The sequence below is a fragment of the Cobetia amphilecti genome (genome assembly GCF_032923285.1).
GTDB classification, from domain to species: domain Bacteria; phylum Pseudomonadota; class Gammaproteobacteria; order Pseudomonadales; family Halomonadaceae; genus Cobetia; species Cobetia amphilecti.
The window spans coordinates 2,644,471-2,670,093 of the sequence record NZ_CP136695.1 but is presented as its reverse complement, the minus strand read 5'-3'; the positions used below and the strand labels follow the sequence as shown (position 1 = coordinate 2,670,093).

General features: G+C 61.7%; 23 protein-coding genes and 1 tRNA gene. 13 read left to right on the top strand and 11 right to left on the bottom strand.

Annotated features, from left to right (window positions below; genetic code table 11):
* Nucleotides 1-38: 38 nt before the first annotated feature.
* The 6 genes from uvrB (at nucleotide 39) to R1T44_RS11350 (ending at nucleotide 7,986) form a co-directional block, all read left to right on the top strand.
* Nucleotides 39-2,066, top strand: coding sequence for an excinuclease ABC subunit UvrB (uvrB, locus tag R1T44_RS11375; protein WP_054556998.1), 2,028 nt, complete (start codon nucleotides 39-41; stop codon nucleotides 2,064-2,066).
* Nucleotides 2,067-2,717: 651 nt separating this feature from the next.
* Nucleotides 2,718-3,818: a branched-chain amino acid ABC transporter substrate-binding protein gene (locus R1T44_RS11370; protein WP_378080433.1), complete on the top strand. Its 1,101-nt coding sequence runs from the start codon at nucleotides 2,718-2,720 to the stop codon at nucleotides 3,816-3,818.
* Between the two features lie 293 nt (nucleotides 3,819-4,111).
* Nucleotides 4,112-5,032, top strand: a complete 921-nt coding sequence (gene livH, locus R1T44_RS11365) for a high-affinity branched-chain amino acid ABC transporter permease LivH (RefSeq protein ID WP_317292073.1) — start codon at nucleotides 4,112-4,114, stop codon at nucleotides 5,030-5,032.
* Nucleotides 5,032-6,357: a high-affinity branched-chain amino acid ABC transporter permease LivM gene (gene livM / locus R1T44_RS11360; protein ID WP_082388855.1), complete on the top strand. Its 1,326-nt coding sequence runs from the start codon at nucleotides 5,032-5,034 to the stop codon at nucleotides 6,355-6,357. The genes livH and livM overlap by 1 nt, the downstream gene beginning before the upstream one ends.
* A gap of 97 nt (nucleotides 6,358-6,454) precedes the next feature.
* Nucleotides 6,455-7,210, top strand: coding sequence for a high-affinity branched-chain amino acid ABC transporter ATP-binding protein LivG (livG, locus tag R1T44_RS11355; protein WP_284727046.1), 756 nt, complete (start codon nucleotides 6,455-6,457; stop codon nucleotides 7,208-7,210).
* A 74-nt stretch (nucleotides 7,211-7,284) separates the two neighbouring features.
* Nucleotides 7,285-7,986: an ABC transporter ATP-binding protein gene (locus R1T44_RS11350; protein ID WP_043336899.1), complete on the top strand. Its 702-nt coding sequence runs from the start codon at nucleotides 7,285-7,287 to the stop codon at nucleotides 7,984-7,986.
* 204 nt (nucleotides 7,987-8,190) lie between these two features.
* On the opposite strand, the gene R1T44_RS11345 is transcribed toward R1T44_RS11350, so the two are convergent.
* Nucleotides 8,191-8,550 (bottom strand): hypothetical protein, encoded by a 360-nt coding sequence (locus R1T44_RS11345; protein WP_131432180.1) that lies wholly within the window; start codon nucleotides 8,548-8,550, stop codon nucleotides 8,191-8,193.
* A 219-nt stretch (nucleotides 8,551-8,769) separates the two neighbouring features.
* Entirely contained in the window at nucleotides 8,770-9,705 is a 936-nt protein-coding gene (locus R1T44_RS11340) for an N-acetylmuramoyl-L-alanine amidase (RefSeq protein WP_317292072.1), read from the bottom strand.
* 396 nt (nucleotides 9,706-10,101) lie between these two features.
* On the opposite strand from R1T44_RS11340, the gene R1T44_RS11335 reads away from it, so the two are divergent.
* The 4 genes from R1T44_RS11335 (at nucleotide 10,102) to R1T44_RS11320 (ending at nucleotide 15,441) form a co-directional block, all read left to right on the top strand.
* Nucleotides 10,102-11,607, top strand: coding sequence for a fumarate hydratase (locus tag R1T44_RS11335; RefSeq protein ID WP_317292071.1), 1,506 nt, complete (start codon nucleotides 10,102-10,104; stop codon nucleotides 11,605-11,607).
* Between the two features lie 218 nt (nucleotides 11,608-11,825).
* On the top strand, nucleotides 11,826-13,253 hold the full coding sequence (gene cls / locus R1T44_RS11330) for a cardiolipin synthase (RefSeq protein WP_192838926.1): 1,428 nt from the start codon (nucleotides 11,826-11,828) through the stop codon (nucleotides 13,251-13,253).
* Nucleotides 13,254-13,468: 215 nt separating this feature from the next.
* Nucleotides 13,469-14,719, top strand: coding sequence for an S-methyl-5-thioribose kinase (mtnK, locus tag R1T44_RS11325; protein ID WP_317292070.1), 1,251 nt, complete (start codon nucleotides 13,469-13,471; stop codon nucleotides 14,717-14,719).
* A gap of 182 nt (nucleotides 14,720-14,901) precedes the next feature.
* Nucleotides 14,902-15,441 carry a YaeQ family protein gene (locus R1T44_RS11320; RefSeq protein WP_317292069.1) on the top strand — a complete coding sequence of 180 codons (540 nt, stop codon included), beginning with the start codon at nucleotides 14,902-14,904 and terminating at the stop codon, nucleotides 15,439-15,441.
* 165 nt (nucleotides 15,442-15,606) lie between these two features.
* Here R1T44_RS11320 and R1T44_RS11315 read toward each other — a convergent pair whose 3' ends face one another.
* Both R1T44_RS11315 and R1T44_RS11310 read right to left on the bottom strand, forming a co-directional pair.
* Nucleotides 15,607-16,710, bottom strand: coding sequence for a GGDEF domain-containing protein (locus R1T44_RS11315; RefSeq protein ID WP_317292068.1), 1,104 nt, complete (start codon nucleotides 16,708-16,710; stop codon nucleotides 15,607-15,609).
* A gap of 264 nt (nucleotides 16,711-16,974) precedes the next feature.
* A complete protein-coding gene (locus tag R1T44_RS11310) occupies nucleotides 16,975-17,244 on the bottom strand; it encodes a hypothetical protein (protein WP_107334657.1) in 270 nt (89 codons plus the stop codon).
* A gap of 244 nt (nucleotides 17,245-17,488) precedes the next feature.
* Here R1T44_RS11310 and R1T44_RS11305 point away from each other — a divergent pair.
* Nucleotides 17,489-17,565 (top strand) — tRNA-Pro (locus R1T44_RS11305).
* A 495-nt stretch (nucleotides 17,566-18,060) separates the two neighbouring features.
* Nucleotides 18,061-18,342 (top strand): hypothetical protein, encoded by a 282-nt coding sequence (locus R1T44_RS11300; protein WP_317292067.1) that lies wholly within the window; start codon nucleotides 18,061-18,063, stop codon nucleotides 18,340-18,342.
* Between the two features lie 339 nt (nucleotides 18,343-18,681).
* On the opposite strand, the gene R1T44_RS11295 is transcribed toward R1T44_RS11300, so the two are convergent.
* The 4 genes from R1T44_RS11295 to arfB all read right to left on the bottom strand — a co-directional run bounded on the left by R1T44_RS11295 (nucleotide 18,682) and on the right by arfB (nucleotide 20,660).
* A complete protein-coding gene (locus tag R1T44_RS11295) occupies nucleotides 18,682-18,984 on the bottom strand; it encodes a hypothetical protein (protein WP_317292066.1) in 303 nt (100 codons plus the stop codon).
* A gap of 159 nt (nucleotides 18,985-19,143) precedes the next feature.
* Entirely contained in the window at nucleotides 19,144-19,446 is a 303-nt protein-coding gene (locus R1T44_RS11290; RefSeq protein ID WP_192838920.1) for a winged helix-turn-helix domain-containing protein, read from the bottom strand.
* A 41-nt stretch (nucleotides 19,447-19,487) separates the two neighbouring features.
* Entirely contained in the window at nucleotides 19,488-20,195 is a 708-nt protein-coding gene (locus R1T44_RS11285) for an SIMPL domain-containing protein (protein ID WP_317292065.1), read from the bottom strand.
* 51 nt (nucleotides 20,196-20,246) lie between these two features.
* A complete protein-coding gene (arfB, locus tag R1T44_RS11280; protein WP_043334927.1) occupies nucleotides 20,247-20,660 on the bottom strand; it encodes an alternative ribosome rescue aminoacyl-tRNA hydrolase ArfB in 414 nt (137 codons plus the stop codon).
* A 367-nt stretch (nucleotides 20,661-21,027) separates the two neighbouring features.
* Here arfB and R1T44_RS11275 point away from each other — a divergent pair, with 367 nt between their 5' ends.
* Nucleotides 21,028-21,954 (top strand): LysR family transcriptional regulator, encoded by a 927-nt coding sequence (locus R1T44_RS11275; protein ID WP_279839903.1) that lies wholly within the window; start codon nucleotides 21,028-21,030, stop codon nucleotides 21,952-21,954.
* Here the strand turns inward: R1T44_RS11275 and R1T44_RS11270 are convergent.
* The 3 genes from R1T44_RS11270 to R1T44_RS11260 all read right to left on the bottom strand — a co-directional run bounded on the left by R1T44_RS11270 (nucleotide 21,926) and on the right by R1T44_RS11260 (nucleotide 25,455).
* Nucleotides 21,926-22,849 carry an NAD(P)-dependent oxidoreductase gene (locus R1T44_RS11270; RefSeq protein WP_317292064.1) on the bottom strand — a complete coding sequence of 308 codons (924 nt, stop codon included), beginning with the start codon at nucleotides 22,847-22,849 and terminating at the stop codon, nucleotides 21,926-21,928. The genes R1T44_RS11275 and R1T44_RS11270 overlap by 29 nt on opposite strands.
* A 34-nt stretch (nucleotides 22,850-22,883) precedes the next feature.
* The gene (locus R1T44_RS11265; protein WP_317292063.1) at nucleotides 22,884-24,044 is read right to left on the bottom strand and encodes a M20 aminoacylase family protein; all 1,161 of its coding nucleotides are present in this window, start codon (nucleotides 24,042-24,044) and stop codon (nucleotides 22,884-22,886) included.
* 115 nt (nucleotides 24,045-24,159) lie between these two features.
* On the bottom strand, nucleotides 24,160-25,455 hold the full coding sequence (locus R1T44_RS11260) for a DUF3100 domain-containing protein (RefSeq protein WP_107334664.1): 1,296 nt from the start codon (nucleotides 25,453-25,455) through the stop codon (nucleotides 24,160-24,162).
* Between the last annotated feature and the right edge of the window lie 168 nt (nucleotides 25,456-25,623).

The window sequence follows — 25,623 nt, the reverse complement described above, 5'->3', positions numbered from 1 at the left end:
CAGTTGAAGACCCGACTGACTGCCACCATTGAGAGCGCATGAGCAAACCATTTCGCATCAATTCCAAGTTTCAGCCGGCCGGTGACCAACCGGCGGCCATCGAGAAGCTGATCACCGGCCTGGACGCGGGTCTGGCGCATCAGACCCTTCTGGGCGTGACCGGTTCCGGCAAGACCTTCACGGTGGCCAACATCGTGGAGCGCCTGCAGCGTCCGGCCATCGTCATGGCCCCCAACAAGACGCTGGCGGCGCAGCTGTACGGCGAGTTCAAGTCGTTCTTCCCCGACAACGCCGTCGAATATTTCGTCTCCTATTACGATTACTACCAGCCCGAAGCCTACGTTGCCTCCTCGGACACCTTCATCGAGAAGGATGCCTCGATCAACGACCACATCGAGCAGATGCGCCTGTCGGCGACCAAGGCGCTGCTGGAACGCCGCGATGCGATCATCGTGGTCTCCGTCTCGGCCATCTACGGCCTGGGTGATCCGGACCAATACCTGAAGATGCGCCTGCACTTCAATCGTGGCGAGCAGATCGATCAGCGCGGCTTCCTCAGGCGTCTGGCGGAGCTGCAGTACACCCGCAACGACATGGATTTCCGGCGCGGTACCTATCGGGTGCGCGGCGACGTGATCGACATCTTCCCGGCCGATTCCGAAGAGCAGGCGGTGCGTGTCGAGCTGTTCGATGACGAGATCGATTCCATCCGGCTGTTCGATCCGCTGACCGGTGAAGTGGCCGAGTCGGTGCCGCGCATGACCATCTATCCCAAGAGTCACTATGTGACGCCGCGCGAGACCATCGTCGCTGCGGTCGATCACATCAAGGAAGAGCTGGTCGAGCGCCTCGATTACCTGCGCAAGCACGACAAGCTGGTCGAGGCCCAGCGCTTGGAGCAGCGCACCCTCTATGACATCGAGATGATGATGGAGCTGGGCTACTGCAACGGCATCGAGAACTACTCGCGCTATCTGTCGGGGCGTGATCCCGGCAATGCGCCGCCGACCTTCTTCGACTACCTGCCCAAGGACGCGCTGGTCTTCATCGATGAGTCCCACGTCAGTGTGCCGCAGGTCGGCGGCATGTATCGCGGTGACCGCTCGCGCAAGGAAACGCTTGTGGAGTACGGCTTCCGCCTGCCGTCGGCCCTCGACAATCGCCCGATGAAATTCGAGGAGTGGGAAAGCATTCTGCCGCAGACCGTATTCGTCTCGGCGACGCCTGGCCCCTACGAGGAAGAGCATGCTGGCCAGGTGGTGGAGCAGGTGGTACGTCCCACTGGGCTGCTCGATCCGGTCATCGAGGTGCGTTCGGCCTCGACCCAGGTGGATGACGTACTCTCGGAGATTCGCGCGCGCACCAAGGTCGGCGAGCGCGTGCTGATCACCACGCTGACCAAGCGCATGTCGGAAGACCTGACCGAGTATCTGGGCGAGCACGACGTGCGGGTGCGCTATCTGCACTCCGATATCGATACCGTCGAGCGCGTCGAGATCATTCGTGACCTGCGTCTGGGCAAGTTCGATGTGCTGGTCGGTATCAACCTGCTGCGTGAGGGCCTCGATATTCCGGAGGTCTCGCTGGTGGCGATTCTGGATGCCGACAAGGAGGGCTTCCTGCGCTCGGAACGCTCCCTGATACAGACCATCGGTCGCGCGGCGCGTAACGCCAACGGCAAGGCCATCCTGTACGGGGACCGCATCACCGATTCCATGCAGCGGGCCATCGCCGAGACCGAACGCCGTCGTGAGAAGCAGATGGCCTTCAATGACGAGCACGGCATCACGCCGCGCACCATCACCAAGTCGGTGGCGGATATCATGGAAGGTGCCCAGGCGCCGGGCCGCAAGAGCAGCCGTCGCAAGGGCAGCGAGCGTCAGGTGGCGGAAGAGACGCCGGACTACGCTGCGCTGGCGGCCGAAGGCCCTCAGGCGCTCGAGAAGGAAATCAGCCGTCTCGAAGATGCCATGTTTGCCGCGGCCAAGAACCTCGAGTTCGAGGAAGCCGGTCGACTGCGCGATCAGATCAACGATGTCCGCAATCGCCTGATCGCGCTGGGCTGACGCTATCCTCCATCCCCAGCACCCGAGTCACTCAAGGCATGACCCTGCGCGCCCGACGATGTCACCCATCGTCGGGCGCGTGGCGTTCAGGGCTAGCGGATATCTGACGGGGGAGTGCCATCAACAAGTTATCCCGTTATCTTGCATGTTGCCTTGCAGATCATCACATTGCAGCTCAGTAGATGGCTCAGGAGCAGCCAGTTGCTCGGGGAGGGCGGCAGGATTGCTTCTCTTACAACCTTGGGCGTAGCCGGGCAGGGGGCTGAGGTGCGTCCTGATGGTGCGAGAGGAGAGGGAAATCCTGTTATCCGCGTGTTGGCATGTGCCAATGACTGGCTTTGATCGGGATTTCCGAGGATTGTCTGGCCGCATTGGAAAGCGTGGTGCTTTTCGCTATTGGCAGGCTGCCGAGCCGCATTCATGAGCGCCCAAACGGTCACTTTACATGCGTATTCGCTGCTGCCAATAATGCTTTCAAGGCATTCCTGACGTGTCGACCCCCTGCCTGCAGGCTGGCAGCGGCGCACAAGGTCAGCGAATGACAGACACTGTCGCCAGCCCTTTTCGGTCAGCCCAGCGCTGCCACCAGGCGTCAGTCAGGTCTGCCCGGCCGTAGTACAACAATAATCGGGAACAGGAATTCTCATCATGATGCGCAGGTCTCTTCTCGCTCTCGGTATCGCCGCGGCGATGTCCACCCAGGCTCAGGCCGATATCACCATCGCCATGGCAGGCCCGGTCACGGGACCGGTCGCCCAGTACGGTGACATGCAGTTCATCGGTGCCGAGATGGCCATCGAGCGGATCAATGCCGCCGGTGGCGTCGACGGCGAGATGCTCAAGGGCGTCAAATACGACGACGCCTGTGATCCCAAGCAGGCGGTGGCGGTGGCCAACCAGATCGTCAATGACGGTGTCCAGTACGTGATCGGCCACCTGTGCTCCAGCGCGACCCAGCCTGCCTCGGACATCTACGCCGAGGAAGGCGTGATGATGATCACGGCGGCGTCCACCAGCCCGACCATCACCGAGCAGGGCTATGAGCTGGTCTTCCGCACCATCGGTCTGGATTCCCTGCAGGGGCCGGTCGCCGGGCGCTATATCGCCGAGACGATCAAGCCCAAGCACATGGCCGTGATCCACGACAAGCAGCAGTACGGGGAAGGCATCGCCACCGGCGTGCGCGACACCGTCGAGGAAGCAGGCATCGATGTGGTGCTGTTCGAGGGCATCACGGCGGGCGACAAGGATTTCTCGGCGTTGATCTCCAAGCTCAAGAAGGAGAACGTCGACTTCGTCTATTACGGCGGCTATCACCCGGAGCTGGGCCTCTTGCTGCGTCAGTCGCGTGAGCTGGGCTTCGATGCCCCCTTCATGGGCCCGGAAGGGGTCGGCAACCCGGACATTTCGAAGATCGCCGGTCAGGCCTCCGAAGGGCTTTACGTGACGCTGCCGCCGGCCTTCGAGACAGACCCGAAGAACGCCGATCTGGTCGCGGCCTTCAAGGACAAGGATCAGGACCCCTCCGGCCCGTTCGTCATGCCGGCCTACACCGCAGTGGAACTGATCGCCGATGGCATCAAGGGCGCCGACTCCACCGATCCGTATGACGTTGCCGAATATCTGCGCGCCAACAGCTTCGACACGCCCATCGGCAAGGTCGAATACGACGAGAAGGGCGATCTGAAGGACTTCAACTTCGTCGTCTACAACTGGCACGCCGACGGAACCAAGAGCGAAGCGGCACATTGATCATCGGCTGGCCTCTGCTCGTCTGAGCCCAGCCTTCGCCACGGCCATGTGACATCTCATCTGGCACCTCATTTGAGCGATCATTTGAGACCTTATTCGAGACCTCATGTGGCCGTGGTGGATCAACCCCGAGACGCTTCCCGTCATGCCAGCTGGCATGGCGGGCTTCTCCGTTCGGTCGAGTCCACGGTGATGCAATATCGCCGTGCCTTCCCGTTGTCGCCGCGCATGCGGCATTTCCCTGACGGTCACCGGCCACAAGCCGAAGACAGTCGCGGCCAAGGGTCGTTTCAATGGAAGACATCCTCTACTTCCTGCAACAGGTCATCAATGGCCTGACCATCGGCAGTACCTATGCCTTGATCGCCATCGGCTACACGATGGTTTACGGCATCATCGGCATGATCAATTTCGCCCACGGCGAGATCTACATGATCGGCACCTACGTGACCTTCATCGTCATCGCGGCGCTGGGCATGCTGGGCATCGCCAACCCCTTCTTTCTGATGGCGGCCGCCTTGCTGGTGGCGGTACTGGTGTCCTGCGCCTACGGCTTTGCCGTGGAGCGGGTGGCCTATCGCCCGGTACGTGGCTCCAAGCGTCTGATCGCACTGATTTCGGCGATCGGCATGTCGATTTTCCTGCAGAACTACATGCGTCTGGCCCAGGGCTCGCGTGACATGGCGATCTCCAGCCTGATCCCGGGCGGTTGGGAGTTCGGGCTGGAAAGCTTCGCGGTCAATCTCTCCTACATGCAGGTGATCATCTTCAGCGTCACCCTGGTGTGCATGCTGCTGCTGTCGTTCTTCATCTCGCGCTCCCGCCTGGGACGTGCCTGTCGTGCCTGCTCGCAGGATGCCGGCATGGCGCGTCTGCTGGGCATCAATACCGACATGATCATCTCGATGACCTTCGTGATCGGGGCGGCGCTTGCCGCCGTGGCGGGCCTGCTGCTCGGCATGTATTACGGCGTGGTCAATCCCTACATCGGATTCCTCGCCGGCCTCAAGGCGTTCACGGCGGCGGTGCTGGGCGGTATCGGCAGCATCCCCGGCGCGATGCTGGGCGGGCTGCTGTTGGGAGTCGCGGAGGCACTGACCGGCGGTTACCTGTCCACGGAATACAAGGATGTGGTGGCCTTCGGACTGCTGATCCTGATTCTGCTGTTCCGTCCCTCCGGGATTCTCGGCAAGCCCGAAGTGGAGAAGATCTGATGCCCAAGCTTGCGAAACAGACTCTGAAGAAGGCGGGCACCTCGCCTGCCGAGACGTTGCCGCCCCAGCCTGCCTATCGGCGCCCCTGGTGGTCGGCGCTCGCGGCCGCCGTGCTGACCCTCGTGCTGGGCGGCTCGGTGCTGGGGGTACAGCTCGAATCCACCGGCATCACCACCACGGTGCGCTTGATGGGCATGGATACCTGGGGCTGGTTGCTGGCTGCGGCGCTGGCCGTCTTCCTGCATCAGCTGGTACGCCCGCAGATCGAGGAGTGGCGGGCGCGCACCCGCAAACCCTCGCGTTTCAGCGTCCCTGATGTGATGAGCGGTCAGAAGCGTCAACTGTGGATCATGCTGGCCATCGGTGCACTGCTGATCTTCCCGTTTCTCTCCAACCGCTCGGCGGTGGATCTCGCCACCCTGACGCTGATCTACATCATGCTGGGCCTGGGGCTCAACGTGGTAGTGGGGCTCGCCGGACTGCTGGATCTCGGCTACGTGGGCTTCTACGCCGTCGGGGCCTATACCTATGCGCTGCTCAACAGCTATCTGGGCTTCAGCTTCTGGGAGGCATTGCCCATCGCCGGGTTGATGACGGCGCTGTTCGGCTATCTGCTCGGCTTCCCGGTACTGCGATTGCGCGGGGATTACCTGGCCATCGTGACGCTGGGCTTCGGCGAGATCATCCGCATCCTGCTCAACAATTGGACCGAGTTGACCGGCGGCCCGAATGGCATTGCGCGCATTCCCAAGCCGACCTTGTTCAACCTCGAGTTCTCGCGGCGGGCCGACGAGGGCAATATCGCCTTCCATGAGTACTTCGGCATCGACTACGACCCGGCCCTTAAGGTGATCTACCTGTATTTGCTGGCCTTGATCCTGGTGCTGATCACGCTGTTCGTGATCTACCGCTTGCTTCGCATGCCCATCGGGCGCGCGTGGGAGGCACTACGCGAGGATGATATCGCCTGTCGCTCGCTGGGCATGAACCCCACCGGCATCAAGCTCTCGGCCTTCACGATCGGTGCGAGCTTCGCGGGCTTCGCCGGCGCCTTCTTCGCCGCGCGTCAGGGCTTCATCAGCCCCGAGTCCTTCACCTTCATCGAGTCGGCGATCATTCTGGCCATCGTGGTGCTGGGCGGAATGGGCTCGCAGCTGGGCGTGATTCTGGCGGCGATCGCCATGACGCTGTTGCCGGAGCTGGCACGCGAATTCAATGAATATCGCATGCTGCTGTTCGGGCTGATGATGGTGTTGATGATGGTCTGGCGTCCTCAGGGACTGGTGCCGCTCAAACGACCGCAGATGGAGCTCGACCGTGGCTGACACACATGACAATCAGGTCCGTGACAAGCAGGACCGCGACAATCCGATACCGGTCGCCTCCTCGCGTCGTCAGGCGCGCGCCGAGGGCGGAGCGCCATTGCTGGATGTGCGCGATCTCACCATGCAATTCGGTGGCCTCAAGGCCGTGGACGGCGTGACGCTCCAGGTGCATCCGGGCGAGGTGGTGTCGGTCATCGGGCCGAATGGTGCGGGCAAGACCACCGTCTTCAACTGCATCTCCGGCTTCTATCAGCCCACCGGTGGCGAGGTGTATTTCCAGAACCGCGCCATGCATCGACTGCCGGGCTATCGCATCGCCCAGGCCGGCATGGTGCGCACCTTCCAGAACGTGCGGCTGTTCAAGGAGATGACCGTCATCGAGAATCTGCTGGTGGCGCAGCACATGCACGCCGAGCGTAATCTTCTCAAGGGACTGTTCAAGACGCCGGGCTATCGACGCAGTGAAAAGGCGCTGATGCAGCATGCCGGCGACTGGCTGGAGCGAGTCGGTCTGCTCGAATTCGCCAACCGCGAGGCCGGCAATCTGGCCTATGGCCAGCAGCGCCGACTCGAGATCGCGCGCTGCATGGTCGCCAGGCCGCGGCTGCTGATGCTGGATGAGCCGGCGGCGGGCCTCAATCCCAACGAGACACGTGATCTGGATGATCTGATCGTCAGCCTGACCCGCGATGAGGGCATCTCGGTGCTGTTGATCGAGCATGACATGAGTCTGGTGATGGGCATCTCGGACCACATCTACGTGGTCAATCAGGGCCAGCCGCTGGCGGATGGCAGTCCGAAGGACATACGGCGCAACGATGCCGTGATCAAGGCCTATCTGGGGGAAGAGTGATCATGAGTGAGCATGTCGAAGACGTGACGCCCGAGGCCACGCTTGCCGGTGAGGAACTCGCGCCCCGGGAGGCCATGCTGGCCCTCGAGCATCTGACCACCCACTACGGGCCGGTGCAGGCGCTCAATGATGTTTCGCTGGCCGTCGGCCAGGGCGAGATCGTGACGCTGATAGGTGCCAACGGCGCCGGCAAGACGACGCTTCTGATGTCGATCTGTGGCGATCCGCGTCCGACCAGCGGGCGGGTGTGGTTCGAGGGCGAGGAGATCACCGGCACGCCCACGGCGCGCGTGATGCGTGGCGGGCTGTCGGTGGTGCCGGAAGGTCGCCGCATCTTCACCGGCATGACGGTGGAGGAAAACCTGGCCATGGGCGGCTATTACCAGAGCAAGGAGGAGAACGAGCGCAGCATCGAGCACGTGCTGGGGCTTTTCCCGCGTCTCAAGGAGCGCTTCCAGCAGCGCGGCGGCACCATGTCCGGTGGGGAGCAGCAGATGCTGGCCATTGGGCGCGCCCTGATGAGTCGGCCGCGGCTGTTGTTGCTCGATGAGCCATCGCTGGGGCTGGCGCCCATCGTGATCGGGCAGATCTTCGAGATCGTCGAGCAGCTGCGCGAGCAGGGCACCACCATCTTCCTGGTGGAGCAGAACGCCCATCGTGCCTTGTCGATCGCCGATCGCGGTTATGTACTGGAGCATGGTCGAGTGGTATTGGCGGATAGCGGCAAGGCGCTGCTGGCCAACGACGACGTGCGCCGCGCCTATCTCGGAGGCTGATCGCTGGCAGTGATCGGATTCACCAAGGCAGGACGCCGCCCCCGGAACTGAATCGTCAGTGTCGGGGGCGGCGTCTTCTTTCGCTCTCGAGATGGGGATGAGGTGGAAGTGTGGGAAGGAGGAGAGGACAAAGGCTGGCTCGGTCACTGGTGTGCTGCTCGTGCCAGTCCCTTTATCAGCACCAGTGACCTGCGTGAACAGAGGTCAGGCTGATAGCGATTTGGGAAACTCTTCGGGCATGTAGGCGACGCCGTCATGAATGCGGTAATGATCGGTGGGGCCCGAGGCCTGGCAGCTGTTGACGCATGCCTGGCTGGCGGGAAGCTGGCGCAGGGGGTAGCGCACGCCGGCCTGGCATAGTTCCAGCATTTTCTTGAGCGCGCTGCGCTCACAGTAACCACACAGGCACTCGAGGGCGTTATCGAGGCAGTCTTCTTCGCTCATGCCCGCGCCGTAGATACGATTGTCATCACAGACGACGAATCCGAGAGCGCCGGGGGATGTGGCGGGTGTTGTCATGTCTGCTGCCGTATCAGGTACTGCACTGAGAATGTTGTCAGCCATGATGAACCTCATTGTGATGGGGTATTCCGGCTTCTCCGAGCCAGTCGCTAGCTTGTCTGTCCATGACCCTCTCTGGTCATGCCTCACCCCAGAGTAGATGGCGGTCGTCAAACTGCCATGCAAATCTGTTTGGCGCGTTAAGGACGAACCGATGCTGCGTCAAAAATGTGGCAGAGAAATGACATTCAGGTGACTGCCCGGTTCCCACACCTGGCGGTCTCAGGTTGGCTGGCAGCCCAGTGACTGGCGGTAACGTGTGTTGAGCGCCAGCAATATCGCGGCACTTTCGGCATCGAAAGCCCCGCTGATCGCCCCGGGACGAAAATGTGCCTGGAATGCGGCAATCGCCAATTCGGGACGTGCGGCGTCCACCGGATAACCGTAATGCGTGAGCGCCGTGAGCAGAACCTCTTGTGATGGCAGACCCTCGCTTGCCAGCTGACGCTGGAAGCACAGCACGTCAGAGGTGCGTGGCCAGGCGCCGATGCCGGCCTCATGCAGGCGTTGCCATGGGAAGCGCGGGCCGGGGTCGGTCTTGCGCTCAGGGGCGATGTCCGAATGCCCGACGACATCCACCGCCTTGATGCCATGACGCGCGATGATGGGCTTGAGCAGCGTTAGCAATGCAGTAATTTGCGCCTCGCTCCAAGGCGCGAAGTCACGCGAGGGGGACCACCGTCTGGCGACCGCCGCCCTGGCATCTTCCTGTTCGCCTGCCTGCATTGGCACGAGTGCCAGCGGCCCGGCATTGACGATCTCGATGCCGATGGAGGTGTCATTGAGGTTGCTGCGCTCACCCCACTGGCTGACGCCGGCATGCCAGGCACGGCGCGCTTCCGGCACCAGCGGATAGACGCGCGGCAGGCCGGTCTCAGGCATCGGCGCCGACAGCAGATAATGCGCGCTGACCTGAGAGCCGGTCAGGCTGATCAGGGAGCCGCGCAGATCATCATCGGTGTAGTGCAGCACCAGATGGCGAACCCGCGAATTGCTCTTGCCCTCGGGAGAAGACGTCACCCAGTCGAAGGTATCGCTCCCGTCACCTGCGTCAGAACCCGGCTGGGTGCCACAGCCTGCCAGCAACACAGTGAGCGCGGCAGCGGCCAGTGACAGCAGACGTCGAGAAAAGGAGCGTGACGAGAAGGAGGGTGGCAAGAACAAAGGTGGCGAGCAGGGGCGTGGTGAACAGTAGCGTGGCGTCATTGAACGGTCATCGTGGTTAAAAAAGGAGAGGCTGCATGGCAAGACGGTACCGCAGCGGGACGGCGTCAGTCGCCTCGCGATGCACTCGACTGGCGGCAGCGAAGCAGGCGGCTCCGGCCGGGAGAGCCTCACGCAGACTGGGCCCTAACCTGCTGAATTCTCATGACTTGCGGGTTGCAGGATTCGCTCTGCCGCCTCGTGCTCGCATGAGGTATAATTCTGCGCACCTGACCTGACGCTCGCCCCGTGGCGGCGCGATTGCCGTGCCTGACAACAGTAATCGCCCCTGTGCCCTGCGCGCCAGTGTGTCTGTCTTTCCCATCGCTTGCCCTTGAGGAGCCGATCCTGATGACCGTGATCCGCCAGGATGACCTGATCCAGAGCGTCGCCGACGCGCTGCAGTACATCTCCTACTACCATCCGAAGGATTTCATCGACGCCATGAACGCGGCGTACGAGCGTGAAGAGAATCCTGCCGCCAAGGATGCCATCGCGCAGATCCTGATCAACTCCCGGATGTGTGCCCTGGGTCATCGTCCCATCTGTCAGGACACCGGTATCGTCACCGTCTTTGTTCACGTCGGCATGAACGTGCGCTTCGAGGCCGACATGGGTCTGGATGACATGGTCAACGAAGGCGTGCGTCGCGCCTATCTGCTACCGGACAACGTGCTGCGCGCCTCCGTGCTGGCAGACCCGGACGGCAAGCGTGCCAACACCAAGGACAACACCCCGGCCATCATCCATCACAAGCTGGTGCCGGGTGACAGCGTCGAGATCCACGTTGCGGCCAAGGGCGGCGGCAGCGAAGCCAAGTCCAAGTTCGCGATGCTCAACCCGTCCGACTCCGTGGTCGACTGGGTGCTGGAGCAGATTCCGAAGATGGGCGCTGGGTGGTGTCCGCCCGGCATGCTGGGTATCGGTATCGGCGGTACCGCCGAGAAGGCGATGCAGCTGGCCAAGGAATCCCTGCTCGAGCCGATCGATATCCAGGAGCTGCAGGCGCGTGGTGCCTCCAACCGCGCCGAAGAGATCCGTCTCGAGCTGTTCGAGAAGGTCAATGCGACTGGCGTCGGCGCCCAGGGCCTCGGCGGTCTGACCACCGTGCTCGACATCAAGGTCATGGATTACCCGACCCACGCGGCCAACAAGCCGGTGGCGATCATCCCGAACTGCGCGGCGACCCGTCACGTGCACTTCACCCTGGATGGCAGCGGTGTGGCAGAACTGCCGGCACCCAAGCTCGAGGACTGGCCGGAAATCACCCGTGAAGCGGGCGACAGCGTCAAGCGTGTCAACCTCGACACCGTGACGCCCGAGGAAGTGCAGAGCTGGCAGCCGGGCGACACCCTGCTGCTCAATGGCAAGCTGCTGACCGGCCGTGATGCCGCTCACAAGCGCATGACCGAGATGCTGGCGCGCGGCGAGCAGCTGCCGGTCGACCTCAAGGGTCGCTTCATCTACTACGTCGGCCCGGTCGACCCGATCCGTGACGAAGTCGTCGGTCCGGCTGGCCCGACCACCGCGACCCGCATGGACAAGTTCACGCGCACCCTGCTGGAAGAGACCGGCCTCCTGGGCATGGTCGGCAAGGCAGAGCGTGGCCCGACCGCGATCGACGCCATACGTGACAACAAGTCCAGCTACCTGATGGCCGTCGGCGGCGCTGCCTACCTGGTCGCCCAGGCGATCAAGAAGTCACGCGTGCTGGCGTTTGAAGACCTGGGCATGGAAGCGATCTACGAATTCGAGGTCGAAGACATGCCGGTGACCGTGGCCGTCGACAGCGCGGGCGTCTCCGTGCACCAGACGGGCCCAGCCAAGTGGAAGGAAATCATCGCCAGCCGCGCCTGATGACGGCCGAGTGATGAATCGTCACGTCCCTGCGACATGCGTCCTTGTGACATACGTCCTTGTGAGATGACATGAAGAACCCCGCCCGTGATCATTCATCGGCGGGGTTCTTGGCTTTGCGGCGCTCAAGACATCTTCCTGAGCGCCAATGCAACGGCATCGTCGCGCGCGCTGCTGTGGCATACTCTGGCAACCCTGACGCCTGCAATGGAGTTGCAATGACCGCCTGGCTACTCGGCTTTCTACTTCTGACCAGTCATATCCTCGGTGCCATGTCTGCCGTCATGGCCCTGATGTCGAGCCGCACTTCACAAGGGGCGATCGCCTGGATTCTGTGTCTGCTGACATTCCCCTACGTGGCGCTGCCACTGTACTGGGTGTTCGGACGTCCACGCTTCTATGGTTACGTCAGCGCTCGTGAGGAGCGCGATTCGACCATGCGCCGCGTGCTGATGCGCTTTCGGCCCAAGCTGTCGCCGTGGCTGTCACGCCCGCTGGGAGGCAATCCCACCCATCTGGATGCCATCGAGCGTCTGGCGATGATGCCGGTCACTACCGGCAACCGCGCCAAGTTGCTGATCAATGGCGAGCACACCTTCGATGCACTGTTTCATGCTATCGACGCCGCCGAGGATTACATCCTGATCCAGTTCTTCATCGTACGTAACGATGAGCTGGGGGTGCGTCTCAAGCAGAAGTTGATGCGCCGCGCCGAACGCGGCGTGCGAGTCTGTTTCCTGTATGACGAGATCGGCTCGCGCAAGCTGCCCGATGGCTATCTGAATGATCTGATGGAGTCGGGGTGTGAGGTCAGTGCCTTCAATTCCTCGCGCGGTTGGCGCCATCGCTTCCAGATCAACTTCCGCAATCACCGCAAGGTCACCGTCATCGACGGCCGCGTCGGCTTCGTCGGCGGGCTGAATGTCGGCAATGAGTATCTGGGTCATTCCGAGCGCTATGGCGCTTGGCGCGATACCCACCTCAAGCTTGAGGGGCCCAGCGTGATGGGCCTGCAGGAAGCCTTCTGGGAAGACTGGCACTGGGCGACCGGTGAGGTGCTGTCGCTCGAATGGCAGCCACAGATCAGCTGTGACGAATGTCAGCATGTGGTGATCGTGCCCTCCGGCCCGGCGGACCGCCGAGAGACGGCCAGTCTGCTGGTGCAGCAGGCGATTCACTCCTCGGTCAGTCGTATCTGGATTACCAGTCCCTATTTCGTGCCGGACCAGGGGGTGCAGGATGCGCTCAAGATCGCGGCGTTGCGTGGGGTGGATGTGCGGGTGATGATTCCTGAGCGTCCCGATCACCTACTGGTATTCCTGTCGGCGTTCTCGTTCCTGTCCGAGATGATTCGCTCCGGTGTGCGTGTATTCCGCTATCAGCCCGGCTTCCTGCATCAGAAGGTGATGTTGATGGATAGCCATACGGCGACCATCGGCACCGTAAATCTCGACAATCGCTCCTTCCGCCTCAACTTCGAGATCACGGCGTTCGTGCCCGATCACCAGTTCGCCTCGGAAGTGGAGGCGATGCTCGAAGAGGACTTCCGCCACTGTCGTGAAATTAGCTGCGAAGAGCTGGATGCGCGGCCGATGTGGCGTAAGCTGGTCTCGCGCGCGGCCTATCTGCTGGCACCCATCCAGTAATGCAGCACCCTGCATGCGACAAGCGCCTGCCGAGCTGAGTAAAACTCACTCGGCAGGTCTTGCCAATCGCCGCGCCAGGAGGCATCTTCTCGCTATAACTGATCGCCTTCTTATTTCTTTAAGAAATAAGGTGAGAGCCTTGAAGTGCTTCACGTGCCACGCACGCCAAGCGCCATCGAGGCCGGCGACTTCATGATTCAGCGCTGAGACCTGCCATGACTGCTCAAGACTCCACCGCTAGCACTTCACCCTCCATCGACTATCAGTTTCGCGATGATGCGGATGTGATCGCCTTCGCGCGCCAGCACGTGGGTGCGCGCTATCCGGCCTTCACGACCGCTGAAGAACTTCAGGTCGAAGAGATCGGCGATGGCAACATCAACTATGTCTATCGCGTCTGCACGCCGGACCGCTCCGCCTCGGTGATCGTCAAGCAGGGCCTGCCCTGGGTGCGCATCATCGGCGAAAGCTGGCCGTTGTCGCTGGTACGTGTGCGCATCGAGGCGGAAACCCTGCAATTCGAGGCCGCCTGCGCACCGAACCTGGTACCGGCGCTCCATCACTTCGATGAAGCTCGCTCGGCGATCGTGATGGAAGATATCGGCGATCACCGCAATCTGCGCCATGCCTTCCTGGAGCGCGCGTCATTGCCGCGGCTGGGCGAGCAGATGGGGAGTTTTCTGGCCACCACGCTGTATCGCAGCAGCGATCTGGCACTCGATGCCCACGACAAGAAGGCGCGCGTCGCACGCTTCATCAATCCCGATCAGTGCAAGATCACCGAAGACCTGTTCTTCATCGATCCGTTCTGCGATCACGAGCGCAACAGCATCAATCCGGCGCTGCGCGCGGATGCCGAAGCCTTGTGGCAGGACGCCGCCCTGAAAGTCGAAGTGGCCGAGCTCAAGCAGCGTTTCCTGTCCGCGCCCGAGGCGCTGCTGCATGGCGATCTGCATGCCGGCTCGATCTTCGTGCGGGAAGACAGCACCAAGGTCATCGATCCCGAATTCGGCTTCTTCGGCCCGGGGGGCTTCGATATCGGCAGCTGGCTGGCGGCACTGTGGCTGGCGGCCTGTGCGCATACCGAGCTTGAGGCAGAGCAGGGCGACAAGCGTGACTACGTGGCGCAGCTGCGTGCCCAGGCGGTCGCCAGCTGGGAAAGCTTCGCTCGTGAGTATCGTGAGCAGGCCGCCCACACGCCGGATGCCAGCTTCGCTGCGCCGGGCGTGGCAGATCGTCTGTTGGCTCGCATGTTACGTGATGCGCTCGGCTACGCCGGTTGTGAGCTGATCCGCCGCACCGTGGGGCTTGCGCATATTCTGGAGCTCGAATCCATCAGCGATGAGACTACCCGCGCACGCGCCGAGCGACGTGCGCTGTCGCTCGGGCGCGAGCTGATCATGGCGCGCGAAAGCCTGAGCGATATCGATGCCATCGATGCCCTGGTGGCGCGTCACCTCGCCTGAGGGCGGGCATGCCAGGCAGGAGTCGGGCGTTCAGGGCCCGGCTAGGGTAGACTCTGCGCTCCGCACCCACGCGCTTGTATTGTCATGCGCGTGGTTCAGTCGAGGAGCATGGTGCTTTATCGGCAGAGTGACTGCCTGCCATCGCCTTTCCAAGACGTCTGCCTTTTCAAGAAGAGATTTTCATGGCCCTGTCTTCCACGCCTTACAAGGTGGATCTGTCGCTGACCGACCTGGATCGCGGCGTCTACGAGACCCTGCGCTTCACGGTGGCTCGTCATCCCTCCGAAACCGAACTGCGTCTCTGCGTGCGTCTGCTGGGCCACGCCCTGTGGTACAGCGAGAACATCGCGTTCGGTCGTGGCCTGTCCGATGTCGATGAGCCGGCGCTGTGGGAAAAGAGCCTCGATGGCCGTGTCCTGCATTGGATTGAAGTCGGTCAGCCGGATGCCGAGCGCCTGACCTGGTGCTCGCGACGCACCGAGCGAACCTCGCTGCTGGCCTATGGCAGCTTGCGCGTGTGGGAAGCCAAGGTCGTGCCGGCGGTGGCGGGGCTCTCCAACCTCAACATCGCGGCCGTGCCGGAAGGTTCGCTGGACGCCATCACTGAGTCGCTGCTACGCAACATCAAGTGGACCGTAATGATCTCCGAAGGAACCATCTTCATCACCGATGACAACGGCCAGCACGAGATCAATCTCGAATGGCTGAAGGGCGAGCGCTAAGCGGCCTCGGTTTGCTTCGCGTTGGGTGTATTGGCCTCGCATCTTGCCCTTGCTCTGCCCCTAAATACATCGCCCCCTCAAGCCTTGCTTGCGGGGGCGATGTATTTAGGGATGGCTCAGCCGGAGCGGCTGCCTTGATCGAGGCTGATTCGATCCTGCCGGGGTTCAGATGACGTTCAGGTCCTTGTCGACCATCAGACGGCCTCGGCCATTTTCCTTGGCGTGATAGAGAGCGTCATCACTGCGCTTGACCCAGCTCGACAGGGTGTCATCTTCGTGCAATTCGCTGGCGCCGGTGCTGAAGAGTATCACCCCGTGCAGCAGGGGCGAGGCTTCGCAGCGCTCCCGCAGGCATCTGTCGAACTGGCGAGCCGTCGCCAGGGTGCCGGGAATCAGGATCATGAACTCCTCGCCGCCATAGCGCCCTGCTTCTCCCGAGAACTCCTGCGTTAGCAGACTGACATGGCGTGAGAATTCTTCCAGTACCGTGTCGCCGTATGGATGCCCGTGGTTGTCATTGATCATCTTGAAATGATCCAGATCACAGATTAGCAAACAGGAACTTTGCGAACGCCTGATCCAGGCTTTAGCCTGTTCGTGGATGGCGCGATGGTTGTAGAGTCCGGTTAGGCTATCCAGCAAGTTGAGGCGCTCGAGTCGAGCGGCATAGGCATTGGCAATATCACGCTCTTCATGGATGCGTCGAGCGTAGCCTGCGATCACTACGCTGAGCAGTCCAAAAGAGAGCGTGTAACTGAAGCCCATGTCAATGAAGCGCATGCCTTCTGTGGCATAGCCGCTGACCAGCCCCGGCCTTGAATACTCGAAGGCCAGCAGCCCCCAAGGCATGAACATGAGTCCAATGATGATGATGCCACGGCGCTTGGGATTAGCTGGAAGTACCGCTAGCACATAGGCTGCCGCCATTAGATAGAACAGCAGGGTGGGACCGGTTGCGCCATGATTGAATAGCCAATTGCCAGGCAGCATCACGAAGGTCACAAGCGCACAGAACAACCAGGCCATGCGCTGGAACTCACCATGAAAGCGCGAGCGATACCACATCAGGGCGATGAACGCGCTGGTGGTGACCAGCACGATGTTGTACGCAGGAAGGGTGAGGTCAAATAGGGAATTGAAGAGGGCCGAGATCAATCCGATGAAGACAGCGGAAACGAGAAAGCCATGATGGAGTATCTCGCGCGCGGAGCCGGTCTTGCCGACCAGCCAACGCCAGGAGGTAACTATCAATTTCAATGGGCTGACCATGTGACCTCGGGCATCGAAATGTCAGTGCACGCCAGGCACCAACCGGTAAAGGCGGATAATACACCACCTCATCATCAGCCACAGCTGGCCAGAGCCAACGAAGACGCGCAAACCTTATGCTAACGAAGTGCGGGTCAAAACTTGTCTTATATATCATTGCGCGCAACGATATAGGTTGATTTTCGGGTAATGCGCAAGATGACGCCTGTTTGACCTGACGCGATACCCTCTCACGCTTTCCCAATGATTTCCTGCGCCGCTCGCTTACTTCCAGGGCGTGTAGCGGTAGCTGTCGGGATCGTTGGCATCCGGGCTATCGGCTTCCTTGAGGCGCACTAGGGTGTTGCCATCGTCATCCTCTTCGACTCCTGTGACTGTCACCGGAAAGTTGGGTGACAGGGCATCGAGTGCCGGCCATTGCCCCTTGGTGATCTGGCTGCCGGCGGCAGGAGCGCTGTCGGCGCTGACCTTGATGGGGTCTCCGCTGACGCTGGTGCCGCCCTTGAGCGTGGTGGTAAGCGTGAATTGGATCATCAGTCGCGAACTCCTCTGGACGTTTGTCGTTCATGGGGCGTTGTATTCGAAGGTGCGAAATGAATGCCTGCTTCTTGAACATGCGTCGCACCCGGGCATTTTGCAATGCCGACAGCGGATTCAGGCGTCACTGCGACAACAGATCACGACGCAGGTAAAGAAATGTGAGATTCCTGCTTTTCTTTTTGAGATCAATGCGGTACATTACGTCTCGTCTTGAGGGGGAAGCTCTTCCAGGCACTGTCGGGACGTGGCGCAGCTTGGTAGCGCGCTGCAATGGGGTTGCAGAGGTCGCAGGTTCGAATCCTGTCGTCCCGACCAGATTCAAGTGAAAAGGCCATCCGGAAACGGATGGCCTTTTTGCGTTTTCGCATGTCCGAAAGATACCTGCCTCTTTACTGTTCGTTCTGCGCTCTTCTTTTCCATTCTCCGCTCCTCATTTCCCTTCTTCATTTCCCTTCCCGCGACAACCAGCCTGTCTCCCGCATCTCGCCTTCGCCCGTATTGCTCACTTTCCTGGCCCCTCAGCTCAATCAGCGCTGTGCTCGCGCAAGTTCTTTTGTGTTGATCCAGGTAGATGCCTCTGGCATGTGACCCTGAAAGCGCTGCCGATTGAATTGATGTGGATCAATTTTCTGTCGGTTCGAAAGGCGAGGTAAACAGGATGAGTTATCTAAGCATGTAAGTATTAGAGTTTTCGTATATGCTGCGCCAGTCGATATTGGGGTGATAATGAAAATCATAGACATTTACACGGCATCTCGATTCAATCCCGAACGATCCATCCTCAGAGAACAGCTGGGCGGAGGCTATGTGGTGCAGACCTGCGCCGTGGCCGCCGAGAACTACTGCTTCGAGGTCTCTCAGTCGCGGCATTTCATCCTGGGGTTTGAGGTCGCGGGTGCACGCAGTGCTGAATTTCTGTCGATCATCACCGAGGATTACGTCTTCCAGCATCCCGGCATTCGCCCGGAAACGCTCTCGGCATACCTGCAGGATCGCGCCCGACATCCGCTGCGTCGTCGCGCAGCCTCTGTGCCTTCTGCCACTGCATCGAGCGCCGCACGGCGCAGTGTCACCAGCGTTGCCGTTGGCTGATGATGCTTGAGGCAACGTTCTTCAGCGAATGTCGTTGCGCCGTGCTGAGGGGAAAAGCATGCCAGATGCAGGCAAGAGACAGGCGAGCGCAGGGCAAGCGAGACAGCCAGAAAGACTACAAAGACAAGAAAAACCAGCAGGACAAGGAAGGGTAGAACGCAGCGCTGGGGAAGGGGAGCCGTTCAGAGAAGACTGCGCAGGTTTTTCACTTTTTACGGCGTACACTGTTGCGGCACGGGCTTTTGCGGCACACGCTTTTTACGACGTTCACTCTTCGCCGTGCATCTGCTCTTCGACGTGCATGTGCGCGTCTCATTTATTCGCAGGGCGCGCACAGGGTCATGTTCTGGCCCGATAGCGCCTGAGCGCCCAGACCGTGCTGGCCAGGCACATACAGCAGAGCAGCGGCAGGGCGACATCGAGACAGGAATCCAGATTCCAGTGTTGCAGCAGTCCGTAGTCCCAGCGCTCCGCCTTGGGGCCGTCGCCCTTGTATTCGTGCTGAGCGATCTCGCGGCCCAGAAACAGGGCCACGGCGATGGCACCTGCCGACCACACGCCAAATAGCGGCCATAGCGCCAGCTGGATCAGCATGGCGATCACGCCATGCTGAACGGCACTGTTCAGAATCTCGGCCGTCATATCTCAGCCATCATGCTGCAGGCCTCATGCTTGAGAGCTCATTCTTGAGAGCTTGTTCTTGAAAGCCATCTGTCGACCTTCACTTCTCGATCCTCATCCCTAGACCCTCATTTTCGACCGTCATTTCTCGGACCTCGTTTTCGATGAAGCTCACGCCTCTCACGCATAGCCCAGTGTCTTCTGCAGGCGCTCGGCGTTGTCGGCGACCCACTGGGCATTGATCGGCCCCCAGTCACGAATCACGTAGTGGCCGATATTGTTGCGCTGGCCTTCCTCACGCTGGAATTCACAGACGATCTCGAGCTCACCCAGGGCAGTGATGGTGTCCTGGGCGGTGCGCCGCGGCATGCCGGTGGCAGCGATGATGGCCGGTACACTGGCGATGTCATGCGCGATGAGGTGGGCCACGAACAGGCGTCGATAGAAGCTCGTCTGGGTCTTGCTCAGCGGGGTATCGGACATGGGGGCTCCATATGGCGAAGAAGGGGGCTGTCGAGAGGTGATCAGTGGCTCAGGGTGTAGTCGATGGTGGTCACGACTCTGACTTTCTTGATGTCAGGGGTATAGCTGTCGAGATCCGAGATCGAGAAATAGCCCTGGCTGGCATGCTTGATGTGACCCACCGTGCTGCCGGAATCCTCCGCGAACTGCTGGGCGGCGCGCCGGGCATCCGCGGTCGCGGCCGCGATCATGTCGGGCTTGATGGCTTCAAGCCCCGTGAACAGGAATTCGGTGCGATAGGCATAGTCAGCCGAGAGCAGGATGCCTTCGCGCACCAGCTCACCGGTTAGTGAGGCACTTTGCTTGACGAGGTCGACCTTGGGCGAGCGCACCAGCACCGTGGCTTCGGCGCGATAGCGTTCATCCGGGCGCTGAGCGTTGTAGCTGTTGGTATAGAGGTCAGTCACCTGGGGAGAGGTCACGCTGACCTGGTCGGCGGGGAAGCCCCGGGCGGTGAGAAAGGCGCGAATCTTGCGCTCATCATTGGCCAGCGCCTCATGAAGCCCGGTCAGCTGATTGGCATTGACGCTGAAGTGCAGCGGCCAGAGGGCCAGATCGGCCTTGACCTCACGCTCCGCGAGCCCCTTGACGGTGACCACGCGGCTGGAAGATTCCCACACCTGCGCGGCCTGCTTGAGATAGCTGCCACTCCAGACCATCCCCACGGCCAGCAGGCCGCCCAGCACGGCCGAGCTGATGATGTTGCGCATGAATTGTCGTCCCTGACGTGAGCTGTGAGCTGGCCGCCGCCTGTGGTGGGGTCAGTCTTGTACCTTGCCGCGCATGGCCTTGATCTTGCCCTTGCGCGTCTTGCTGTCGACCCGGCGACGCTTGGCCCCCTTGCTGGGCGCTGTCGCACGGCGCGCCTTCTGTACCTTGACGGCCTCCAGAATCATCGCCTTGAGGCGCGCCAGCGCATCTTCCTTGTTCAGCTCGAGGGTGCGATGGCTCTGCGCCTTGATGATGATGACGCCTTCCTTGCTGATGCGCTGATCCGACAGCTGCATCAGGCGCTCCTTGTAGAAGCCGGGCAGCGTCGAACGCTGCACATCGAAGCGCAGGTGAACGGCGGAGGCGACCTTGTTGACGTTCTGTCCGCCATTGCCCTGGGCGCGAATCTGGGTAAGGTCGATTTCCCAGTCGGCCAGCGCTACCGAATTGGAGATGGTCAGCATATTGAATCTCCTTGTTTTTGGGACTGTGTGGCTTGTCACGCAGGCACAGTCAGTGAAGCGATGGTCCATCTTAGCCTATTCGCGCACTGGCTTCAGAATGGCGCTTGTGTCTGCCCCTCCATTCGGTCAGCCCGCGACGCTGATCGTCTGCCCTCGTGTCACAGCGCCGAGAGCTGTGAGAACTGTCATGAAGAGGAGGAGAGGCGAGGAGGCGAGGCGATGATTTATTTTGATATGGCGTTGAGGGAGGATGAGTTCAACCGCGCGCTGCCCGAGGCGCCCGGATATCGGGTACTCTGCTGGCTGCGTCTTGTGTGAAGACTCTCCGCTTTTCTTAGCCACTCTCCCATCCTTTGCAGAGCGCCTCATGGATATCCCGCATCAGCGTCTCGTCTATTTTCAGGTCACCGTCGAAGCCGGCTCCATCCGGCGTGCCGCCGCGCGTCTGAACATCGCCCCCTCGGCTGTCAGTCGTCAGATAGGTCTGCTCGAAGAGGCCATGGCCGCCTCGCTTATCGAGCGCACCCGTGACGGCGTGCAGCCGACGCGGGTCGGCGAGATGCTGCTAGATTACATTCTGCAGCGAGAGAAGCTCGACCAGCACCTCGGCGAGCGCCTCGATGCCTATCAACGTCTGGAAACCGGGGAAATCCGCCTGATCATCGGCGAAGGCTTCGTCGGCGATATCATCAACAGCCCGCTGCGCGCCTTTCGCAAGCAGTACCCCGGCATCACGCTCAAGGTCGATACCGGCAGCATGCAGAGCATCATCGACAGCGTGATCGAGGATGAGGCGGATATCGGCCTGATGTATCACGAGCGGATCCATCCCCAGTTGCGCTTCTGGCATTCGAGCCCGCAGCCGCTGGTGGCCATCATGTCACCGGAGCATCCGCTGGCGAGCGAGTCCCATGCGCTGACGCTCGAGGAAGTGGCACAGCATCCCATGGCGCTGTGGGGGCCGAACCACGGCGTGCGTCAGCTGATGGACGATGGTTTTCGTGAGGCAGGGGTGCGCCCGCATATGGTGGTGCAGACCAATTCCATGGAAGTGCTCAAGCAGGCGGCGCGCTCCGAGCTGTGCATCACGCTGTTGCCGGCCTTCGCCGCGGCGCGTGAGCTTCAGGAGGGCGTGTTGATCGCGCGGGATGTGGAGTGCGCCAGCTTCCGCCAGGCCCGCGCACATATCATCACGCGGGTCGGGCGGCGCATGCCGCGTGCCAGCCTGCAGCTACTGCGCCATCTTGAGCGCTGGATCGCGGCTTTCAGTGGTCCGCGTCAGGAAGCGCGCTGATAGCAAGGGCTTGTGGTTTAGGGGCTCTGGTTTCGGTTAGTCGAGGCGGGGGCAGCTGGGCAGGCACCTTGCTCAGCCAGCGATCGCACAGATGATGGAGATCATCCTCGTCCGCCGGACACAGCTCCGGCGGCTGACAGCGCTCGAAGACTGCCTTCATCAAGCCTTCCGGCAGGTTGAGCGTGGTGACGAAACTGCGCGCCAGCCTCAGGTCGCGGCGCAGCTGACCGGTGGAGATCCCCGAGTCATAGCGGCCCGGCAGCACCCAGCGCGGAAAATTCACCTCGCTCACGGCACTGCGCCCGGCGCCCAGATTGATGGCATCGATGCACGCCTGGGGTGTCACGCCCGCGCGATAGGCCATGGCGACCGCCTCGGCAGTGGTGATCAGGTGCGCGGCATGCAGATAGTCGCTGGCCAGGGCGGCGGCATGGCCACAGCCGGCGTCCCCGACGTGCAGATGCTGCGTGCAGATGGCGTCGAGCAGCGCTGACATGCGCGTCACTGTCGCCTCATCACTGCCGATCAACAGCGTCAGGCTGTCATTCGCCTCATCAGCCGGATTGCGACTGGTGGCCGCTTCTAGCCAGTGATGGCCGGCGAGGCGTGTCTGCACGGCCAGTTCGCGGCTGAGCGTGACGTCACCACTGCATAGATCGATCACGGTACTGCCTGGCGGCGCCCTGCGCAGCAGGCCTTGCTTGCCCGTCAGTACCTTCTGCACCTGTTGCGATGTGGCCAGCGCCATCAGGTAGACCTCGGCGCTGAAGGACGAATGACTCGCGACTTGCCCCTCGGGCGCTGCCACTGCCATGACGCCCTCGACTCCGGCATGCGCAAGCGCCTGTATGGCCCGAGTGCCAATGGGCGCGTCGCCAATCACGCAGATCTTCATGCTGAGCATCCCTCGAGGGTTTGTTCACCTGGCCTCAGGCGGCGGCCAGCAGCTGACGCACCAGCGACGTCCAGTAGCTGACGCCGATGGGCGTGGCAGCATCATTGAAGTCGTAGTGCGGGTTGTGCAGCGAGGCGCTGTCTTCGCCGTTGCCCAGCCAGATATAGGCGCCCGGGCATTCCTGCAGCAGATAGGCGAAGTCTTCCGAGGCCATCGAGGGCGGCAGATCACGATGGACCCGCTGGATGCTCGGCAGCTGCTCGAGAACGCTGGCGCAGCGTTCGGCATGGCCGGGCGCATTGAGCGTCGCGGGATAGCGCGGCTGATAGTCGAAGTTGACCTTGAGACCGTGGAAGGTCGCCATGGCATCGACGGCGTCATGGAAGCGCTGCTGCAGATGCGCGCGCAGTGCCGGGTCGAAGCAGCGCAGGGTGCCGCGCAGTTCGACCTCTTCCGGCATCACGTTGAAGGCATCACCGGCATGGAACTGGGTGATGCTGAGAATCGCGGTCTGGTGCGCCGGCGTCTCGCGGCTGATCAGCCCCTGCAGCTGGGTCACCAGCTGACAGGCCGCCAGGATGGTGTCCTTGCCCAGATGCGGCATGGCGGCGTGGCAGCCGTGGCCGCTCAGGGTCAGGGTGAAGACATCGAAGGCCGCCATCACCGCCTCTTCATGCACCGCCGCCTCGCCGAGTGCCAGCCCTGGCCAGTTGTGCAGGCCATAGATGGCATCCATCGGGAACTGCTCGAACAGGCCGTCCTCGACCATGCGGCGGCCGCCGCCTTCGTTCTCCTCGGCCGGCTGGAACACGAACACCACGCGGCCGGCAAAGTCAGGGTCGCGTGCCAGTTCACAGGCCGCGCCCAGCAACATGGTGGTGTGGCCATCATGGCCACAGGCATGCATCTTGCCCGGTGTGTGTGAGCAATGTGAGACGGCGTTGGCCTCGGTGACATCCAGCGCATCCATGTCGGCGCGCAGGCCGATGGTCTGGCCCGTGCCCAGCTTGCCGTCGAGCACCGCGATCACGCCGGTCTCGGCGAGTCCCGTGGTGACTTCCAGGCCTGTCGCACGCAGGATCTCGGCGACGCGCGCCGAGGTGCGGTGCTCCTCGAAGGCCGTCTCGGGATGCTGATGAAACTCATGACGCCAGCTGCGCAGCAGTGCCTCGTCGATCTTGTCGGGTAGTTGCATGCTGAATTCCTGTGGAAACCGGCACCCTGGAGTACCGGCGTGAAAGTGATGAGAAGGGGGTAGCAAAGTGAGAAGCGAAAGGTAATGCGAAAGGTAAAGCCCGAAGCCCTGGTGATCAGAGCAGTGCCTGCGCCACGACCGCCGAGCCGATATAGGTGCCAGTGAAGACCAGCAGCGAGATGATCACCAGCTTCCAGCCCGCCTGGCGGAACATGCTGAACTCGCGCTTGCTCAGCGCCAGACCCGCATAGCCGAGCACTGGCGTGACGATGGCGAGGAAGTTGACGAAGCCCAGCTGCTCGGTGATCCAGCCGCTGCCCGGGAACCACGGCAACGTCATCAGGATGCTGACCAGCGACACCCAGGCGATGGCCGGCAGGTAGAAGGGCATGACGCGGGCGACCAGCAGGCCGAGCATGGTCATCACGTACAGGATCAGCATGCCGGGGGCGGCGTCGATCAGGCTGGCACCATTGATGGTATTGACCACCCAGCCGACCACGCAGACTGCCGCGACGACCATGGCCGTCTTGCCTAGCTGGTTTTCCGGGCGATCTTCAACCAGTGCCTCGGAGGCAAGCTTGGCTTCCTCGTCATTCATGGCGTCATCGCTGCCGGCCCGCTTGCGGCTGAAGAAGCGGAACAGGCGCTCGGCGACCGGCAGGGCGATGAACAGCGACACGTAGAGGCCGGTGGCATAGGTCAGCAGGTTGCTGGCGCCGGCGAAGGCCAGCAGTTCTTCGCCCATCTCCGGCAGGGCACCAGCGATGGCGCCGGAACACGCCGCCACCATGCTGCCGCTGCCGACACCGCAGGCCATGGCCAGTGCACGCGGGTCGAAGATGTCCAGTGAGGTCAGATAGCCCGCCATCAACGCGAACCACAGGGTGCCGAACATGGTGCCCACGACATAGACGCCCATCACGCCGACGCCTTCCGGGCCCTTGAGGCCGTATTTGTCGGAGATGATCGCGATATTGGGCTCACGCGCGATGGAGTAGGTCGCGCCGATCGCCTCGCGGCCCATCTTGAGCACCACCACCGCGATCGGCATCGCGATCAGCATGGTGCCCAGGTTGCCCAGCTCCTGCAGGATCAGTGCCGGACCCGCCGAGATCAGCTGCTCGATGGCCGGACCGATGGTGGAACCGAAGCGGGCAATGAACGGCATGATCGACAGCAGGATGACCGGCCCTGCCGCCGCGCTGACCACCGGCGGGATGAAGCGCCTGGTGCCACTGAACAGGTGCGGATTGCACAGTACGGCGGCAATGAAGGCATAGAACAGCGGCAACAGCAGCAAGGTGCCGGGGCCGAGCGGGAACTTGAGAATACCGATCAGTTCGGCGCCGAGAGACAGCACCACGACCAGCAGGTGCAACCGCCAGTCCAGGAGTTGAGAAAGGGGCATGTGGGACTCCGCTTGTTATTGTAGTTTCTCTAGCTGATGAAACGTCTGGAATGCAGCGCCTCGGGGCATGCCCGCGGCTGTCGGCTGCCACCCTCTGTCGGGGCGGTCAGCGCAATCCAGTATTGTCAGGAGCGGTGCTCTAAAGAAACACGGAGGGTGTTCGAAATA